This is a genomic window from Bifidobacterium canis (assembly GCF_009727065.1).
In the GTDB taxonomy this organism is placed as follows: Bacteria; Actinomycetota; Actinomycetes; order Actinomycetales; family Bifidobacteriaceae; genus Bifidobacterium; species Bifidobacterium canis.
Genome location: NZ_WNLP01000003.1, coordinates 51,259 through 70,305, shown reverse-complemented (window position 1 = coordinate 70,305; position 19,047 = coordinate 51,259). Strand labels below are relative to the sequence as shown.

General features: G+C 57.4%; 8 protein-coding genes and 1 pseudogene. 6 read left to right on the top strand and 3 right to left on the bottom strand.

What is annotated here, in order from left to right; genetic code table 11:
* Positions 1 to 182 precede the first annotated feature (182 nt).
* Both ffh and GSD1FS_RS04150 read left to right on the top strand, forming a co-directional pair.
* Positions 183 to 1,820 (top strand): signal recognition particle protein, encoded by a 1,638-nt coding sequence (gene ffh / locus GSD1FS_RS04155; protein ID WP_155588521.1) that lies wholly within the window; start codon positions 183 to 185, stop codon positions 1,818 to 1,820.
* 312 nt (positions 1,821 to 2,132) lie between these two features.
* Complete coding sequence (locus GSD1FS_RS04150) at positions 2,133 to 3,284, top strand: endonuclease/exonuclease/phosphatase family protein (RefSeq protein ID WP_155588520.1); 1,152 nt, start codon at positions 2,133 to 2,135, stop codon at positions 3,282 to 3,284.
* Between the two features lie 16 nt (positions 3,285 to 3,300).
* Here the strand turns inward: GSD1FS_RS04150 and GSD1FS_RS04145 are convergent.
* Positions 3,301 to 6,700 (bottom strand): annotated as a pseudogene (locus tag GSD1FS_RS04145) (glycoside hydrolase family 2 TIM barrel-domain containing protein).
* 248 nt (positions 6,701 to 6,948) lie between these two features.
* Between GSD1FS_RS04145 and rpsP the strand changes: the two are divergent.
* The 4 genes from rpsP to trmD all read left to right on the top strand — a co-directional run bounded on the left by rpsP (position 6,949) and on the right by trmD (position 9,146).
* Complete coding sequence (rpsP, locus tag GSD1FS_RS04140) at positions 6,949 to 7,428, top strand: 30S ribosomal protein S16 (RefSeq protein WP_155588519.1); 480 nt, start codon at positions 6,949 to 6,951, stop codon at positions 7,426 to 7,428.
* 2 nt (positions 7,429 to 7,430) lie between these two features.
* Complete coding sequence (locus GSD1FS_RS04135) at positions 7,431 to 7,664, top strand: RNA-binding protein (RefSeq protein WP_155588518.1); 234 nt, start codon at positions 7,431 to 7,433, stop codon at positions 7,662 to 7,664.
* Between the two features lie 5 nt (positions 7,665 to 7,669).
* On the top strand, positions 7,670 to 8,221 hold the full coding sequence (gene rimM / locus GSD1FS_RS04130; RefSeq protein ID WP_155588609.1) for a ribosome maturation factor RimM: 552 nt from the start codon (positions 7,670 to 7,672) through the stop codon (positions 8,219 to 8,221).
* 115 nt (positions 8,222 to 8,336) lie between these two features.
* Positions 8,337 to 9,146: a tRNA (guanosine(37)-N1)-methyltransferase TrmD gene (trmD, locus tag GSD1FS_RS04125; protein WP_155588608.1), complete on the top strand. Its 810-nt coding sequence runs from the start codon at positions 8,337 to 8,339 to the stop codon at positions 9,144 to 9,146.
* A 347-nt stretch (positions 9,147 to 9,493) separates the two neighbouring features.
* Here trmD and rsmD read toward each other — a convergent pair whose 3' ends face one another.
* Both rsmD and GSD1FS_RS04115 read right to left on the bottom strand, forming a co-directional pair.
* Positions 9,494 to 10,075 (bottom strand): 16S rRNA (guanine(966)-N(2))-methyltransferase RsmD, encoded by a 582-nt coding sequence (gene rsmD / locus GSD1FS_RS04120; protein ID WP_155588517.1) that lies wholly within the window; start codon positions 10,073 to 10,075, stop codon positions 9,494 to 9,496.
* Positions 10,076 to 10,771: 696 nt separating this feature from the next.
* On the bottom strand, positions 10,772 to 19,042 hold the full coding sequence (locus tag GSD1FS_RS04115) for a Spy0128 family protein (protein WP_155588516.1): 8,271 nt from the start codon (positions 19,040 to 19,042) through the stop codon (positions 10,772 to 10,774).
* Positions 19,043 to 19,047: the final 5 nt, after the last annotated feature.

The window sequence follows — 19,047 nt, the reverse complement described above, 5'->3', positions numbered from 1 at the left end:
TTATTACTCGCTTATCCAAAAGAAAATATATTTTCTCTCTGTTGATGTAAATCACACTGAGTTTCCAGTCTACCGAATATTTACTTGCAAAACCAGTGCTTGCACCCAAGCTCCACGATTCCCACCCCAATGCCATGTAATTACTGCCGATTTCCTCTCTGCAAGCTAGAATTGTGGTCACTATGGCAGCATTTAGTTCTTTAACAGATAGGCTCTCGAATGCGTTCAAGCACTTGAAGAGCAAAGGCAAGCTTTCCGATGCAGACATCGACGGCACGATACGCGAGATTCGCCGCGCACTGCTTGACGCCGACGTGTCGCTCGACGTGGTGCGCTCGTTCACCGCGCGCGTGCGCGAACGCGCGCTGAGCACCGAGGTTTCCGAAGCGCTCAACCCGGCGCAGCAAGTGGTCAAAATCGTCAACGACGAACTCACCAGCATCCTCGGCCAGGGTGTGGATCGCCCGCTGAATTTCGCGAAGAATCCGCCGACGATCATCATGCTCGCCGGCTTGCAGGGCGCAGGTAAAACGACACTCGCCGGCAAACTCGGCTACTGGCTCAAGGAATCCGGCCACACGCCGCTGCTCGTGGCGGCTGATTTGCAGCGTCCGAACGCAGTGACGCAGCTCGAAGTGGTGGGCGAACGCGCAGGCGTTCCGGTGTATGCCCCCGAGAAGGGCGTGCAGTCGGCTGGCGGCGACGCGGTGTCGGCTCCCGATCAGACGACCGGCGACCCGGTGAAAGTTGCCCGCGATTCGATTGAATATGCCCGCCAGAAGCTGTATGACACGGTGATCATCGATACCGCTGGTCGCTTGGGCGTTGACGAGGCGCTGATGCAGCAGGCGCGCGATATTCGCGATGCCGTGCACCCGAACGAGATTCTGTTCGTGATCGACGCGATGATCGGTCAAGACGCCGTGCGCACTGCGAAGGCGTTCGATGAGGGCGTCGACTTCACCGGCGTCGTGCTTTCGAAGCTCGATGGTGACGCGCGCGGTGGTGCTGCGCTGTCTGTCGCCTCGGTGACCGGCAAGCCGATTCTGTTCGCCTCCAATGGCGAGGGATTGAAGGACTTCGAGGTCTTCCACCCCGACCGCATGGCGTCTCGCATTCTCGACATGGGCGATATTCTGACGCTCATCGAGCAGGCTCAACGCGAGTTCGACGAAGAGGAGACTCGCAAGGCCGCCGAGAAGATGTCACAAGGCGAATTCGGCCTCGACGACTTCATGGCTCAATTGCAGCAGGTGCGCAAGCTCGGCTCGATGAAGTCGCTGCTCGGCATGATTCCTGGCATGGCTCAGCATCGCAAGGAACTTGAGCAGTTCGACGAGCGTGAGATCGACCGCACCGAGGCGATTATTCGCTCGATGACTCCGGAGGAGCGTCGCAATCCGAAGATTATCGACGGCTCTCGCCGCGCGCGCATTGCAGCTGGTTCCGGTGTGACCGTTTCCGCTGTGAACGCGCTGTTACAGCGCTTTGAGCAGGCGTCGAAGATGATGAAGCGCATGGCGAACCGCGCCGGCATCGGCGGCGGCATGCCTGGCTTCGGCGGTCCTGCTGGCGGTTCACGCAAGAATAAGAAGGGTAAGAAAGGCAAGAAGGGCAAAGGCAAGTCCGGCAACCCGATGAAGCGCGAGGCCGAAGAGAAAGCATTGCGTGAGAAGTTGTCGAACAAATCGAATTCCTCGGGTTCCGCGTTCGCGAAGAAACCGCAGAATACCGAGCTTCCTGCCGGTTTGCAAGATATGCTCGGCGGCGCTGAAGTCCCACCGAATCTGGGTGGCGGGCTCTCTGGCTTGCTCGGCTAATTCGATGAGCGTATTCGGTTGAGCTAGTTTGCGAACTAGCTCAACCAGCTGTCGTGTATCCGCTCTGCGCAAACGCAACGAGCGGGTGCACCTGTGCTCGCGCGCCGCACATTCTGCACTATCTGAGTTATCTCAATAACTATCTGCCAAATAAGTCACCTGATATTCTGCGCGAGCGCCGCATAGCACATAAATCAGTAATCTCAATACTCAGCAAAAGCATGTGCACTATGGTTCGGCGGCGGGGCATACAGGCAACGCACAATCTGGTGATAGACCATAGTGGCACGCTACTACTGTGAGGAGTCGCATATGATGATCGCGCTGTGGGTGATTCTCGTACTACTGCTGGTGTGGATTTCGCTCAGCGAACTGCCCGCCGGCTGGGACGGTCATGCTCCGCTGCCATACATGATCGCGCTCACTCCGTTCGCTTGGATCGGATTCGCAGTGCTCGCCGTCATCGGCGGGTGCCTGCAGGAGTGGCCGTTCTTTGCGTGCACGATGATCGGTCTTATCGCCTCTCTGCTGCGCAAAACCGCGTATTGGATGAATAATCTGAAGACTCCGAACACCGGCGAACTGATCGCAAAGAAACTCGCGCAACGCGACGCGCATAATACTTCGGATTCTGCGACTACTTCGCCGCATGATATGTCACGCGGCCACTTCAACGTGTTCACGCTCAACTGCCGCTTCGGTCGCGCGAACGCGCAGGAAATCGTCGCCGCCGCGAAACAGCACGATATTGCGGTGCTCGCATTGCAGGAGTTGAGCGAGAAACTGGTCGGCGAACTGCATGACGCCGGGCTCGACGAACTCTTCCCCTATCACCAGCTCGGCGACCCCAGTGTCGATGACAACGGCGGATTCAACGGACTGTGGCTGCGCGTCGAACCGACTTCCGGCACTCCTACCGGCGTGCCGATTCCCGCCGCAGACGTGCCTTCCGTCATGCTGCCCGTCACGTCGACGACCAATATTGTGTTCGCCTCCGCGCACACGAAATCTCCGCAGAGAAGCTGCAAGGATTGGTCGAGCGGAATTATCGGGCTCGGCGCGCTTGCCAAACCATCGCCCGCGAATACCGCGCAGGGCGAGGAGCGTGAGCATATTGCGGTGATTATGGGAGATCTCAACTCGAGTATTGCACACCCGAGCTTCCGCAAACTGCTGGCGAGCGGATTCCATGACGCGACGCTCACCGAGGCGCAGGGCGAACACCCGACGTTCCCGAGTTGGCTTGCATGGCCGCGCATCGTGCTCGACCACATTCTGTTCACCGACTTCATGACCGCTTCGAACGTGCAGACGGTGAAGATCGAAGGATCCGATCATCTCGCGCTGACGGCAACGTTGACGTTGACCGACACGAAGACCGCGGTGAACGCTGCCGCGCGCGAGTCCTGGCCGTCGGCGCTCCCGCCGCGTCCGTCTGCGCGCAAAGCTGCCAGTTCCAACTAATTACCGCTCAGGCACATCAGAGGGATTGAGGGCGCAGCGTGACTGCGAACGTGAAGCGGTCGGCGTCCAAGCGGTATTGCGGCAACAGTTCGGGGCCGCAGCTGTTCGAGCCGATGCCTGACTGCATGTAGTCGACGCTCACCTCGGTGAATTCGCTGCGTTCGAGTTCGAAATCGTGGGCTTTTCGAGTCATTTCAGCGGCCGTGTATGGCAAAGCCTGGAAGTCGAACCCCGTGCGCTCCGGCTCGTCGCTGCCGTCGCCGTTCACGATCATCAGCCCAGCGCCTTCGCCGGAGATGCTCGCCCAACTGCAATCATGGTGATTGCCGTTCTCCTGCGGTTTGATCTCAGCCTCATACAACGTGTCGGGAGTGCCGGTGAACACGCCATGCCAGCACGAGCGATGCTTGTCGATATAGCTTTCGTTTGGTCCGAAACCGCAATAGGTCACGTCGCGCATCGTCTTCAGCAAACGCATATGCACGCCGAAGCGGGGCAGGAACGGGAAAGCGGGGTCTTTGCGCACGTCCATCTTCACAGCCACCGAGCCGTCGGCGTGAATCGTCCACGTGGCCGTGATGCGCGCGATCGGCTGCACGGTCGGAGCCACAACAGCCATATCGCAGCGCAGCTCCACCGCGTTCACCGCCATCGCCACGCCACTCACGTCCATGTCATCGGCGTTGGCGGCAGCGGTGTCAGCACCGTCGGCGATGCCGCTGGAAGCCACCGTGCGCATCTGCACGCTGTATGCGCGCGTAGTCGCGCGATCGTATCCGGCACGTTCCCAAGCGTGGCGAATGTTGCGATCGTTGTCGGTGGGCGCGCGCCAAATATCAATGGTCATCGGAGCACCGAGAATCTGGCGGTTCCGGTAGCTCATCGAGTCGAACAGTCCTGTGCGCTTGTCGAATATGTAGCGCCAATCCGCGCCGGTCACTTCAATCTGTGCACCGTGTTCGCGCAGCACAATCGCGTCGCCGATCTCATCGCCGGCGAGCATGTCTTCGATCTGGTGGCGCACCCATTGGCTCGAATCGTCGCCGGTCGGGTTCGGCACGTCGATCTCATCGAAGCCGAGTTCGAACAGCTGATCCTGCCCCCAGCGCGCCTCGCGAGCCAAGTAGCGCAGCACCAGCGTCACGCGGCCGGGCTGGTCAATTGCGGCGTCCTGCCAGCCACTCAGCTCAACGTCTCCAGAGCAGTGGGGCGCGATCTGCAGCGCGTCAGTTGGTTCGACCAAGCTGTAGGTCTGCATCACGCCGTCCACATACACTTCCCACATCAGCACCACGGCGTCGCCGAGTTCGCGGAAATCGAAGTAATTGTGCAGTCGTGCCACTCCGCATTCACTGTCGAACGCCTCTATGCGCGCCGGCCGGAACACGTTTTGAACTCGTCGAGACCGCTGTGCGGGGTGCGGTCGGGCGACACCATGCCGTCAACGCAGAAGTTGCCGTCGTTGGGCCATTCGCCGAAATCACCGCCATACAGGTATTCGCGTCGCCCTTGCGCGTTGCGTCCGGCGAACACCGCGTGATCACACCATTCCCACACGTAGCCGCCGAGCAGTCCGTCATGCCGCTGAATGCACTGGAAGTAATCCTCAAGATCACCAGGGCCATTGCCCATGGCATGGCAGTATTCGCACATCAAATACGGTTTGACCTGCCCTGCGCGCGCAGTTTCATGGTGACCAGTCTTGCGGTCATCAGTTTCACTCGACACCGGAATGCTGCCGTCTTCGCCGTTCGCACCGTCTCCCTGCGGGCCGTGCGCGTCAAAATACCCGTCGAGTTCAGCGATGCTCGGGTACATGCGGCTGTGCACATCGATGTTCAGGTAGTCGTGCCGTTCAGTGCCGCCGCGCTCCACATAACGCGCGCTTTCGTAATGCGTCAGCCGCGCGCCGTCAAGCGTCTTCACCCACGCGAGCGCGCGCTCGAAACCCACGCCGTACGCCGACTCGTTGCCCATCGACCAGAAGATCACACTGCCGTGGTTTTTATCTCGTTCCACAAGGCGCTGCACGCGGTCGAGAATCGCGCCGGAGAACGCGGGATTATTCGCAATCGGCTCGTTCCACACATATTGCGCGCGCTCCCAGTCTGCCGCCGGCTCGCCGTTTTCGGAGGGTGGCAGCACCACATCGGCAGCGCCGTGCGCTTCGATGTCCGCTTCGTCTACCACGAGAAATCCGAGTTCGTCGAACAGATCGTAGTAGTGCGGCGCGTTCGGGTAGTGACTCGTGCGTACGCCGTTCACATTGTGGCTCTTCATCAGCAGAAGATCGTTCTCGAACTGCTGCGGCGAGATCGTGTAGCCGGTCACTGGGTCGCTGTCGTGCCGGTTCATGCCGTGAATCACAATCGGCTTGCCGTTGAGCAGCACGCGCTGGTGCATGCCGTCCGGCGCGTCCACGGTTATGTCTCGCAATGCGAGCGGCTGGCAGATCGATTCGTCTTCGCTGACGATGATCAGCGTGTAGCAATATGGTTCCTCGGGATTCCACAGCGTCGGCTGTTCCACGTGGAGCAGCGCGCGCGACTTCGTGGGGAACGCGCAGTCCGCGCTCGCCTGCTGCGGCGAGCTCTGCGCGACGATATTGCCCGCCGCGTCGCCGAGAATCACGTCGATCGCGCGCGGAGCAATATCATCCAGATAATCAAAATCAATGGAAATATCTGCTGAATTAGTATTCAGATCGACTGATTGGCGCACATAATAATCACGTATCGCGTGCTGCGGGCGCGTCAGCAAGTAGACGTCGCGGAAGATGCCGCTCATGCGCAGTTTATCTTGGTCTTCCAAGTAACTGCCGTCGCACCATTGAGCACAAGCACGGCGAGCGTATTCTCACCCTCCTCCACGAGGTCGCTCACGTCGAACTCGCTCGTGCAGTGCGAGACCTGCGAGTAGCCGACGAAATCGCCGTTGAGCCACACGTAGAAGCAGCTGTCTACTCCCTCGAAGTTCAGGTATGCGCGCGGCGCTGCGGAATCCGGCGTGTAGTCGAACGTCGTGCGATACACCGCACATGGATTATCTGCCGGCACGTGCGGCGGGTCGAACGGGAACGGGTAGCGCGTGTTCGTGTATTGGTTGTGGTCGTATCCGTTCATCTGCCACACGCTCGGCACATTGAGCAACGTGAACGATTCGTCGGGATTGAACATCGGCTCGAAAAACACCGGCTCGTGCTGTGACTGGCTCGCACGCACGGCGTCGTCGAGCTCATAGATGCTCGCGTAATAGCGGAACGACCACTCCCCGTTGAGCAGTTGGAAGCGGTCGGATTGCTCGCGCGCGGCGAAGCGAGTGTCCGTAGGGTGAGACGCGGGAATGAAATATGAGCGCGGCGGCTCGCAACCGACATGCAGAACGTCGAGATCTTCGTAATATCGAGGGATGAACACAGGCTCTCCTTTGCACATGCGCGTACTGCAATATCGTACATCGCAGTAGGGTTTTTGCGGTGTCGGCATACGAGCGGCGCGGGGCACACGAACGGACTGCGAAATATCTTGGGAGCGCGATATACTGCAAAGGTTATTTGTGCACGGGGAGCCCTCTATCACCCCGCGTGCAAGGAACACGTGAGTTCGTAAGCCTTGTCCCCACACGGCGAACGAGCGCACACCCCTAGTTAACAAGGAGAGCCATTTTGGCAACCAAGATTCGTTTGAAGCGAATGGGCAAGAAGTTCTATGCCGTGTACCGCGTCGTGATTATGGATTCCCGTAACAAGCGCGACGGCCAGGCCATCGAAGAGATCGGTCTGTACAACCCGAACACCCAGCCGTCCACGATCGAGATCAACTCCGATCGTGCACAGTACTGGCTCGGCGTTGGCGCCCAGCCGACCGAGCAGGTGCTCAACCTGCTCAAGATCACCGGCGATTGGCAGAAGTTCAAGGGTCTCAAGGGTGCTGAAGGCACACTGAAGACCGTTTCCGCAAAGCCGGAAGCCGCCGTTCTCGTTGAAGAAGCTGAGAACAAGGCCCAGAAGCTCAAGGCAGCCAAGGCTGAGGCCGAGGCAAAGGCCAACGCTGAAGCAGCTCCTGCCGACGCTGAGGCTACCGAAGCCGCCGACGAAAAGGTCGAGCTCGCTGATGCCGCCCAGTCCGATTCGGAAGCTGCGTGATCATGCTCGCTCAAGCCGTGGAACATCTGATCAAGAACATCGTCGATTTTCCTGACGACGTCTCTGTCAAGTCCCATGAGAACGCCCGCGGGGAACTGATTCGCGTTCGCGTGAATCCAGAAGACATCGGGCGTGTGATCGGGCGTAACGGCCGCACCGCGAATGCGATTCGCACGGTGGTGCAGGCGCTGTCTGATCACAAGGTGCGCGTCGACATTATGGACGTGCGCAGGTGAACACGATGAACGTGCAAGACCCGCAACAGCCCCAAGAGTTGTTGCGGGTCTGTCGTATCGGCAAGGCGCAGGGGCTCAAGGGCGAAGTCTCGGTGGAACTCTACACCGACGAACCCGATGTGCGCTTTGCCCCCGGCGAGGTGCTGTATGCCAAAGAAGCCGGCGATGCGCTTCGTGAATTCGTTGTCGCCTCGTCTCGCACCTTCAAGCATCGCTGGTATGTGCGTTTCGAGGGAATCACCGACCGCAATGCGTCTGAGGCTTTGCGAGGCACGATTCTCTATGGCGAGCCGATGGATTTGGACGACGACGAGTTCTACCCCAAAGATCTGATCGGTCTTAAAGCCATGGACGCGCAGGGCAATGAGATCGGCACCGTGGTAGATATGCTCGAAGGCGCTCAGTGGCTGGTGAAGCTTCGACTCACCCACCCTACCGACGCCGAGTCAACCTGCCTCATTCCGTTCGTCGAGCCGATCATTCCCGACATCGATTTGGAAGCCGGCACGATGCTCGTCACCCCTCCAGGAGGGTTGATTCCTGGGTATGGGGCATAACTCCCCCACTTTTTTATAAGCGTTACCGGCTGTGGGGAGATCTCTGCCCACAGCCATCTATTTTGAACACATCTCTCCCCCTACTTCTCGCAGGCACTTTCACAATATGGCAGTTATGGATATCGATATCGTCTCCGTGTTTCCCGAATACTTCGATGTGCTGAACCTGAGCTTGTTCGGCAAGGCGCAGAGCAAGGGATTGATCAACGTCACCGCGCACAATCTTCGCCAGTGGACGCATGACGTGCACCAGTCGGTTGACGATACGCCGGTCGGCGGCGGCGCCGGCATGGTGATGAAACCGGAGGTGTGGGCGGAGTGCCTCGACGAGCTGCTCGACATCGAACACATCGACGAGCAGAATCCCAAGCCTATTCTGATCTTCCCAAATCCTTCCGCCCCGCTGTTCACGCAGCAGGATGCCACCGAGCTCTCCCACGCGCAGCATCTAGTGTTCGGCTGCGGCCGCTACGAAGGCTATGATGCTCGCATTCCGCAGTATTACCGCGCACACGGCGTTGAAGTACGCGAATATTCGATCGGTGATTACGTGCTCAACGGCGGCGAAGTGGCCGTCTCGGTGATGCTCGAGGCGATCACTCGCCTGCTGCCCGGCTTCATGGGCAACCCCGATTCGATCGTCGAAGAGTCATACACCGGCGGCAACGCGCTGCTCGAACACAATCAATACACGAAACCGGCGAGCTGGCGTGGCATCGACGTGCCACCTGTGCTCATCTCTGGAGATCATGGCAAAGTAGATCGTTTCCGCCGCGACGAGGCGCTTGAGAAAACTTCACGCATTCGACCTGATCTGATTGAGCAGCTCGACTGCCGTGCGCTCGACAAAGCGGACCGCAAAACGCTGATGGCGCTTGGCTGGGAGGTCTCCGGCGACCATCCCCGCCGTCACAGCAGCAACTAATACACCTGCTCTCACGAGCGATATGTCTGCGTGCCGAATGTCGATGCAGGGTATATCGCTTACAAGGAGACATTACCGAGCCTATACGCACATATCGGTGCCGATTTTCCAACGATTTACGGCGATTATACTTGCCCAACGAGCCCCTAATGTCTCCTCGTAAGCGAGATGCCTCTGCACCAACGCTCAAAATGCACTCAGCAATATGCTGAGATCACTCAGCGTTCTTCCCTGCCATCAATGGAGCTAACGCTTTGTATCTGCGAACTTTTGCGCTCACTCGCTGTGGCTACCTCTTTCGACCTATATATTTTGGTCGCTGAACAAGCTCCTTTCAGCATGTATATCTAGTCGGAAAGAGCTTGGAGCGTGTAGACGGCGGTTTCGCCGTAATCTCGCCGATCTGTAATAGCCCAGTTCGCAGGTGCTTTCGGCTCGTCACTGCGTGTCGAGCGTTCAAGAATAATCGTGCCTGTGCGAGCCACCATATTGCGAGCAGTCAGATCATTGAGCAACTGCTCGCAATCCGCAGTAGAAAACGCATATGGTGGGTCAATAAACACCACATCGAACGGCTGAGTGATCTTCGCTTTTGCCGCATACCGCTCCGCTTTGGCGCGAATAATATGCGCGCTCATATCCGCTTCCCAAGCCGCATGATTACGCAGCAATGTCAACGTCTGCGCAATCAGTTTGGCGGCGGGCTCGGATGCCTCGACCTCCACGAGCTCGCGCGCTCCCCTGCTCAGCGCCTCGATTCCCAGCGCGCCAGTACCGCCGAACAAATCGAGCACGCGCGCGTCAGCAAGCACACCCTCGGCATCAAGTCGCGAGAAAATAGCTTCTTTCGTGCGATCCGTCGTCGGGCGAGTCTGCGAACGCGGGGTAGTCAACGGAACCCCTTTAAATCTGCCGGTAATCACACGCATACTTCGAGCTTACCTACACCACGCCATTTTCGCTGTTTTCACCAGCAGATTTGACGTTTTGACTTAGATGAGCACCAAAAACTGTGTATAAACAGCAAATGCATATGTAATAACAGCAAAATACTATAGTTTCGCTGTTTTCACCAACGGATTTGCCGTTCCGACTCACCAAACAGCCTCACCATATGCAAAACAGCAAAACCATCTGCCAAAACAGCAAAACAACTTGCTTTTGCCGTTTCTACAGATGGATTTGACGTTTTGACTCAGATAGGAAGCTCAAAGTGTGCATAAACAGCAAAAGTAGGTGTAATAACAGCAAAACACTGCACCTTTGCCGTTATTACCGATGGATTCGCCGTTTTGACACACAAAATAGTCACATCATAAGCAATAACAGCAAAACCATCTGCCAAAACAGCAAAACAACTTGCTTTTGCCGTTTCTACAGATGGATTCGCCGTTTTGACTTAGATAGGAAGCTCAAAATGCGCATAAACAGCAAATGCATATGTAATAACAGCAAAGCCACATGCAATAACAGCAAACTCGCAGAGATACAAGCATACAAAAGGCACGCGTAAGACATACGGTGCACACATATGGCACAAATAGAAAGGGTCTGCATCCGAGGGGAGGATGCAGACCCTTTGCAGCGAATACTTACTGAGTATTCGACCGGTTGGAGATCACTGCTTACTCACTGCGGCGGCGAGTCATCAGCAAACCTGCGCCGATTGCGATCAGTGCGAACGCAGCGGCTACGATCAGCGCCACCGAGGAGCCGGTGCGAGCCACCGAACTCACGTACGTGACGCGGTTCGATGCAGTGTTGTTCATCTGTGAGGACGAACCAGTGCTCGGCTTCGTCGGAGCCGTTGGAGACTCCGGTTCAGACGGATTCTCCGGCTCGGTCGGCTCAGTCGGTTCCGTCGGCTGCTCTGGCTCTTCCGGCGCAATGTAGACATTGCGGAACACAATACCGTCGGCGTCGTCGGAGTACTTGAGCGTCGCCAGCAGCTGACCCTCACCGTTATCAGTGACTTCCACCGTCACGGCATGCACGCTCTCATCGTAGGTGACGTGCTCGGCGTCACCCTTGACTTCGCTCACTTCGTAACGGTAGGTGCCGGCCTGCGTGTAGCCGATCACGCCGAACTGCGCATTGCCGTTGGCGTCATTCGCCACAGTCTGCACACCGTCGACCGCAGTCTCCGGCATCGGCGTGTTCTCGTTAGCGCCGCGCATCTGGAAGCTGAACTCGCCAGCTTCCAGTTCACGTCCCTGCAGCAGCTTGCCCACGCTGGTCGGCGCGGCTTCGTAGGAGTTGGTGAACGCCATCGCCGAAACGAGTTCGCCGTCAGCTCCCGTGACTTCCCACGCGACGCCGAGCGTGCCGTCGCTGTTATCGACGACCTGTGCCACTGCGGAATACGTAACCGTGTCGTAGGTCACGCCACCCACATTGCCCGCGATTTCGCGGATCATGTAGGCGTAGTTACCTGGCGCGTCGAAGGTGACGCCAGGCAGATCAACGGATCCATCCGCAGCGTTCTTCGCCGTGCCCACAACGGCACCGTTTGCATCGAGCATTTCGAACTCGAATTCGCCGGCTCGCAGATCGCGGCCATTGATCGTCTTCGTCATCGGCACTGCACCGGTTGCCACCGGATTGTTCGGATCCGCTGGATCGGTCGGGCCCACCGGCTGCACGGAATACGTGTTCGTGAACGTGAACTCCATGCCTTCCGCCGCGCCTTGCGCAGACTGCTTCGTCACGGTGAGCGTACCGTCGCCGTTGTCTACGACGTGCACGGTCACGGTGTACACCGAGCCGTCATTCGCGACGCCGGAGACTGCACCAGCTTCGGAAACCGTGTATGTGAACGTCTTCTCACGCGTGGTCGGCTGCGCATCCTCAGCTTCCGCAAACTCTGCCGCTTCGCCCGCTTCTTCAGATTCCTCAGCACCCGCAGAGTTCTCAGCTTCAGCTGGTTCCTCCGCAGCGGCTTCGCCGAACACGTTGGCCACGGTGTATTCGATCTCACCGAAGTCGATCGCACCTGCGGCATCGTTCGTCACCTGCGTATTCGCAGGCATCGGTGCTCCTTCGGAGCCGGTCAGCGCGAACGTGTACTTGCCAGTGATATCCGGCGCATTATCGCCAGACGCCACCTTGAGCACCTTGTTACCGCTGAGCGCGACCTTCGCCGAGGACTCCGCTCCATACTGGTTGACGAAGCTCAGCGAACCGTTCGCGTCAGCCGGATAGTTGACGCTCGCAGACAGCTCACCCGCACCGTTGTCGACGATCACGAGTTCCACCGCGTATCCGGAGACGACCGCCGTCACACCCGCTGGCAGAGCGTCTTCACGCTCGCCGACGGTCACTGCGTAGCGGTAGGTGATCTGCGTGCCGTCGACTGCTGCGACCGCCGCACCGGACTTCACGTCCGCCGCGAGTCGCTCGCCGGTGAACTCGATCGCACTGAACGAGATCGTGCCGTCCGCCGCATTCATGCCCGATGCGATTTCGGCACCGTTCGCGTCACGCACGGCGAAGTTGAATTCGCCGGCGTTCTGCTCACGACCGATGAGCGTCTTCGTCGCGTTGATGCGCACACTGGCGTCACCGCCGATAGTCACCGAACCGACTTCGTAGAAGTTGTGGAACGGCAGCGTGATCACCTGGTCGCCGGCGACTTCTGTGCCGTCGACGCTCGTGTGCACGCTCATCGTGCCGTCGTGGTTGTCGCTGGCCCAGATGCGCACGGCATACACAGTGTCGTCAACGGTCAGTCCGTTGCCTGAGGTGGCGCCGGTCTGATCGATTTCGTAGCTGAACACCTTTTCCGCACGCACATCGTCATGAGTGAGTTCGAGTCCGGTGAACAGACCTGGCACGGTGACCGTTTCGCCGCTTGCGGCTGCATCGAAGTCATACGACTTGACACTGCTGATTACCGCGCGGGCGTTGCCGCCGAACGCGCGCTGCATGTCTTCCTCACTGCCGCGCACTTCGAACTTGAACTCGCCTTGTGCTTGCGCACGACCGGTGAGATCTTCGCTCACATTGATGCCCGGGTAGGTCACGCTCTGCGTGCTGTAGCGGTTGGTGAACAGGCCGTTTTCAACGGTGGTCGCCGCAACGAGCTGGCCCTTGCCATCATCAATGACGTCGACGGTGATGTTCGCAGTGTGCGAGTCGTAGGTCATGCCGGACTGCGTGCCCGCCTTCTCGCTCACCGTGTACTTGTAGACGCCCTTTTCGTTGTACGTGATGGAACCGAAGTCGAAGCCCGCGGTGTTGCTACCGTCAGCTGGCTTGCTGGCAGTTGCCGTGTTCGTCGCTGGCATTGGCGCACCATTCTCAGCGGTGAGTGTGAACTCGAACTGCTGATCATCCGCCCAATCCATGCCTTCGACCATCTTAAACAACTTGAAGTCAGCTGGCACGCCTTCGGCAGGCTTGGCGGAGTATTCGTTGAGGAACGTTCCGCTCGTCACCTTTGCATTGGCTTCCAATGCGCCTTCACTGTTGTCGGACACCGTGACCGTCACCTTTGCCGTGTGCGGATCGTAGGCGACGCCCGGCATGCTGCCCGTCGTCTCCGTGATCTCATACTCGTAGGTTCCCGCCTTCGTGTAGGTGATGTTGCCGAAGTCGAACTTCGCCGTATCACCACTGGCCGGCTTGGACACCGTCACCTTGGTGTTCTCCGGCATCGGAACATTATCACCCACACCCGTGATGGTGAACTCGAAAGTCTCGCTGGCAGGCCATGCGATGCCCGTCAACTGCTTCGAGAACTCCATGCCGGTAGGCACACCCTTGAAGTCGGTGGTGCTGTAAGCATTCACGAACGCTGTCTTGTCGGCGCTCGCCTTGGCTTCCAGCTGACCCTTGCCGTTGTCTGTCACCTTAACCGTCACGGTGGCAGGCTGAAGGTCGTAGGTCACGCCCTTCATAGTGCCCTCGGTTTCAGTGATGGTGTAGACGTAGGTTCCTGCCTTCGTGTAGGTGATGTTGCCGAAGTCAAACTTCGCCGTGTCACCACTGGCCGGCTTGGATACTGTTACCGTCGTGTTCTCCGGCATCGGAACATTCTCGCCCACACCCGTGATGGTGAACTCGAAAGTCGCATTGGCAGGCCATGCGATACCCGTCAACTGCTTCGAGAACTCCATGCCGGTGGGAACGCCGGTGAAGTCGGTGGTGCTATAGGCGTTCACGAACGTCGCAGAGTCGTCAAGACCAGTGACCGTGGTGCCGATGGAATACTGGCCCATGCCGTTGTCGACCACGGAGAACGTCACCGTCGCCGTACTCGCATCGTTGGTCAAGCCTTCCGTCGTAGTTCCGGCACCTTGCTCCTTCACCGTGTACGAGTAGTTACCCGCCTGCGTGAATGTGAAGTCGCCGAAGCTGAACATTGAAGTCTCAGCATCGCCAGTCGGTTTTCCGACAGACGCCTTCGTGTCTGCAGGCATGGCGTTCTTCAGCGCTTCTTCAGACACCGTGGAACCGGCAGCATTCGGAGCCAAGTTGAAGGTGAACGTGTCACCATCGGTCCAATCGCGACCTGTCAGTTGCTTCGAGAACTGCACGGAAGCCTTGCCTTCAGCGATGCTGTAGGTGTTGGCAAACTGTGCAACGGTGTTCTGCGCATCGCCGTCGATTGTGGACGAAGTGGTCAGGTTGCCCATGCCATCATCATTGACCGTAATAGCCAGCGTGTGCACGGTGAAGTCATAGGTCACACCGTTCTTGGTCTTGTTGGCCTCAGTCACACCTTCCGGCATTTGCTCACGAACGGTGTAGCGATAGGTCTTGCCACCGTCAGCCTGCGTGAAGTGCAGGTTGGCGAGCAGTGTGCTGTCGATCGGCCACACGAGTTCAGAGCCCGAAGCGGAGCTGAACGGGTTCTTCGTGGTGATGCTGGAAGCACCGTTCGGCATTGGAGCGCCGTCCACCGGCTCGATGATGAATGAGAACTCTTCAGCGTTCATCGTGCGACCGGTGAGCGTCTTGCCAATCTGCAGCGTGCCACCGAAGTTGGTGGAGGCGGCATAGCTGTTCGCAAACGTGCTGCTGCCGTTAACAGCTGCAGTGGCCTGCAACTTGCCATCTTCATCGTTCACCGTGTAGGTCACCGAATAAGTGTGGCCGTCATAAGTCCAGCCGTCCTGTGTGGTGCCTCCATTGCTCTCAGTGACCGCAAAGGTGTAGGTGCCAGGCATCGTGAACACCACGTCGCCAAGCTTGATCGACGCAGTGGCGTTGTTGGCGATTGCTGGCGACAAAGTAGCTTGATCCGACCAATCAGCAAGAGAATCGTCTGCCTGCTTGATCTTCACATTGTTCGCATCACCAGCGGTCAACTTCGTGTTGAATGCGAACTTGCCCGCATCAGCATCGTGGCCTGTCACCTTCTTCGACACCTGCAGAGTCTGCGCGTCGGTGTTCTCAGCGCGGTAGGAGTTCGCGAGTTCCACGCGATTCTTGCCGTCTGGGTAGCTCACATTCGTCACGAGATCACCTGCGGCATCACGGGTCAGCGTCACCAGCACGTCGTAGGTGTTCACGTCGTAGGTCATGCCATTCAGCGTTGGATTATCAGCCGTCACACCAACTGGCACAACTTCCGAAACGTGATAAGTGAATGTTTGCGAAGCTTGCCCGTGCAGCATCTTGTCGGTGAACTTGAGATCAGGAGTTCTCCACGTGCCGTCCAAGCCAACGGAAACAGCGCCGGAAACAACCGGGCCATCCGAAGGATTGATTTCTGCAGCTTCAACCTTCACGTTGAACTTGCCCACTTCGTCATTTGGATTCGAGCCGGTGTGGTCGGTGTAGTCCTTCTGACCGCTGATCGATGCCACAGCATCGTTCTCGCCAGTGAATGTGTTGATGAAGTCGGCCGATTCGACTGTTGGTGCATCTGCGAGACGATGACCCTCATCGTCAAAGGTGTTCGTCATGACAGACTCGACCTGCATGGTGCCGTTACCGTCTTTATCGCTCACGGTTACTGTCACCACATAGCGAGCGCTGGAATACGACAGCTTCGGCTTGTTGCCTTCCTGCTCCGTAATCACGTACTGATACGTGCCCGGCTTGGTGTATTCAATCGCGCCGAATGCAAAGCCGATCTTCTCACCGTCTGTGTATTCACCCGTAGACGGGTTCTTCACCTCAACGGTGGCAGGATTCGGCAGTGGAGCATTAGGGTTCGCGTCACCCGCGGTCATGGTGAATGTGAACGCTGAATCAGTCTGCCAGTCACGGCCAATCAGGGTCTTGGATCCCTTGATCGAGTCTGCATCAAGCGTCACCGGTTCCAGCGTATAGGTGTTCACGAATGCAAGTTCGGTCGTCTTGTTCTTCTCGATCTCACCTGCATCGGTTTCGTGGTTTACCGACCAGCCAGCACCACCGTGATCACCGGTCTGCGTCACCGTGGCTTTGACGCCAGGTGTCAGGCCATAGACCATCGCGCTTTCGCCGTCTTTGAGTGTGAAGGTGTAGCCGTCTTTGACGGTCTTTTCTTCACCTGCAATAACGGCTTGGAATTCACCGTCGAAGCCATTGCCTTCGAGCTTCAACGTGAACGGGAATTCCTTATTGGGATCCTTCGTTGCACCCTCCGCCCACTTGACCTCTTCGGTCACCTTAAGCGTGCCGGAGCCTTCCACGGTCTGCTTACCGTTGTTGCCCAAGTGCACGGTGACCAGATTCGACTCCCAGTTAGGAGCGATGGCGTTGGTCGCCGTGTCGGTCGAGTTCTTGGTTTTCTCAGCGGTGTACAGACGCGACAAACCGGTACGAGTAGTGCCAGCTGGCGCGTAGTAATGCTTAGTGGATGGATCCTGCACAGCCTTGCCAATGGCGTTCTCGCCGAGCACGTCGATCCACTGCTCGTGCTGCGCGTTATTCGCATAGTACGTGCACTGGTAGTAGTACGTCTTTCCTGCTTCTATCGAAGTCGCCGGATCGTTGAGATCCTTGGAATTGTACAGCGGCGTATTTTCGGTGAAGTAATAGAAATCGTTCGTCGTCGCAGGCTTGAACGTGGCAGTCGTTGTGCCGTTCACAGCCTTCTGCTCCGCTGATGTGTCGTAATCATTCGTCAGGAAGAACACGTTGCCGTCGTCGTCGGTGTGCTTCTCGATGTATTGACGCATCTCCTCATCGGGCTTCGCCACCTTATCTTCCACTCCATCTTTCAAAGCAACGTCGTAGAACAGACGAATCGGATGCGTGCGAGCAATATCGCTGGTGATGTTGCCGTCTTTGTCGATCTTCGTCGTGTACAGACGCAGTGGCAACAGATCTGCCGGGACTTCCACTTGCACGGTGTCGCCCTTGGCGTTGTCGTAGCTGGTGACGGTGATCTTCAAATCCTGCAGTTTCGCAGCCTTGTAGACCTCGTTGCCAGCAACATCGCCATAGAATGTGTAAGTGGTGACGTTGCCGTTTTTCACCACAGCATTCGCGGCATCCTTATCGAATTCGAACTTCGTTCCCGCAAACACCACGCTGTTCATCGAGCTCACGTGCATGTAGTCGCCGAGTTGATCAACGAAGGTCACAGCGCCCTTCTGTTCATCAGTGGTGCCGCCGGTCGTTTCCGACGTGATTGGCGAAGTCGGGTTGCTCGCCACTTCGCCCCAGATCTGCTCGAACACCGCGTTCAAAGCATCGGCATCCGATGCCGCCAAATAGTAGTTAGAGTTCGCGGCACGTGGCCCGAACGAGGAGTAATACCAGTTGGTGGCCTGCGGATAGTTGCTGGACACGGCCTGCATGAACGCATTCGAGCGCAATGCGCCAGACTGCGTATTTACAGTGACAGAAGACACATTCGCCGAAGCATCAGCACCTTCAAAAATGCCAACGGAGTATACCATTGCTCCGGCATTCTTGATGCCCAACGATGCTTGAACTGCAGCTGGTGCCACCGTACTGAACGGAGATGTGGTTGAATTACCGCCTGGTTCACCATCGGTAAAGAAAATAACGATCTTGCTGGCATCTGCTCGGGCTTCACCTGTTAACAGCGTATTTGCATATTGCAATCCCAAATCAGCATGGGTCGACCCTGTAGCCTGCAACCCGTTCACCGTGGTCTTCAATGCATTTAATTCAGATGTGAGGCCACTTTTCTGTTCGGCGTTAGTCGCATAAGTAACGAGACCAATACGGTTCTTCTTATTCGGGTCACTCACCGTGCTATTCGCTGTGTTCGTCTGGTCAATAAAGCCATTCACAGCCTGCTTGAGAGCATACAGACGTGTATCTTGTTCAGGAATATTCTGTCGGTCATAGAACTGCGTATGAGCAGAATTCGTATCATTGGCGCCTGTTTTCGGAGTAACAGACACCCAACGCCTATTCGAGGTATATCCCCACGAACGTTCATTCCTGCTCCAGGTTACTGAACGATAACCATCACCATTCGGTATGTAGTAGGTATTTCCGGTATTTAAATCATCGGAATACACAGCCTCATACGTATACCTCTCGCCATCCATGTTGTATGCCATCGAGCCGGAGGTGTCGAGCACGAGCACAATGTCAAGCGGCTTCGTGTTGTTCGCCACACCGATGAGCTTCTGGGCGCTGGACAGCGCTGACAGTCCAACGAGGAAGCTGTCGTCTTTCGGCGTCACCGTCACTTTTTCGCCGGTATACGTCGTCAGTGTTTCTTCTGTAGTCGAAACGGATTTATCCGTCCACACGCGACCGGTGGAGCGCGGGTCGGTCGGGTCGCCGACGCCTTCACGCCACTGCTCAAATGTGGTCGGATCCGCCACTTTGTTGCTTGCAGCCTGTGCAGGCAACGCCACGAGCGCCACTGCGACGATCATCGCCACAGATACGACGGCGGCCGTAGCACGTTTTGTCGCCGTACTCGCTGAGCTGAATATGTTCTGCCCCCAAGTACGCAATCTCTGCCATAACATGATTG

Excerpts from the sequence above, each read along its gene's own strand:
- GSD1FS_RS04150 (WP_155588520.1), top strand. The coding sequence starts at position 2,133 with ATGATGATCGCGCTGTGGGTGATTCTCGTACTACTGCTGGTGTGGATT.
- GSD1FS_RS04135 (WP_155588518.1), top strand. The coding sequence starts at position 7,431 with ATGCTCGCTCAAGCCGTGGAACATCTGATCAAGAACATCGTCGATTTT.
- ffh (WP_155588521.1), top strand. The coding sequence starts at position 183 with ATGGCAGCATTTAGTTCTTTAACAGATAGGCTCTCGAATGCGTTCAAG.
- rimM (WP_155588609.1), top strand. The coding sequence starts at position 7,670 with ATGAACGTGCAAGACCCGCAACAGCCCCAAGAGTTGTTGCGGGTCTGT.
- trmD (WP_155588608.1), top strand. The coding sequence starts at position 8,337 with ATGGATATCGATATCGTCTCCGTGTTTCCCGAATACTTCGATGTGCTG.
- rsmD (WP_155588517.1), bottom strand. The coding sequence starts at position 10,075 with ATGCGTGTGATTACCGGCAGATTTAAAGGGGTTCCGTTGACTACCCCG.
- GSD1FS_RS04115 (WP_155588516.1), bottom strand. The coding sequence starts at position 19,042 with ATGTTATGGCAGAGATTGCGTACTTGGGGGCAGAACATATTCAGCTCA.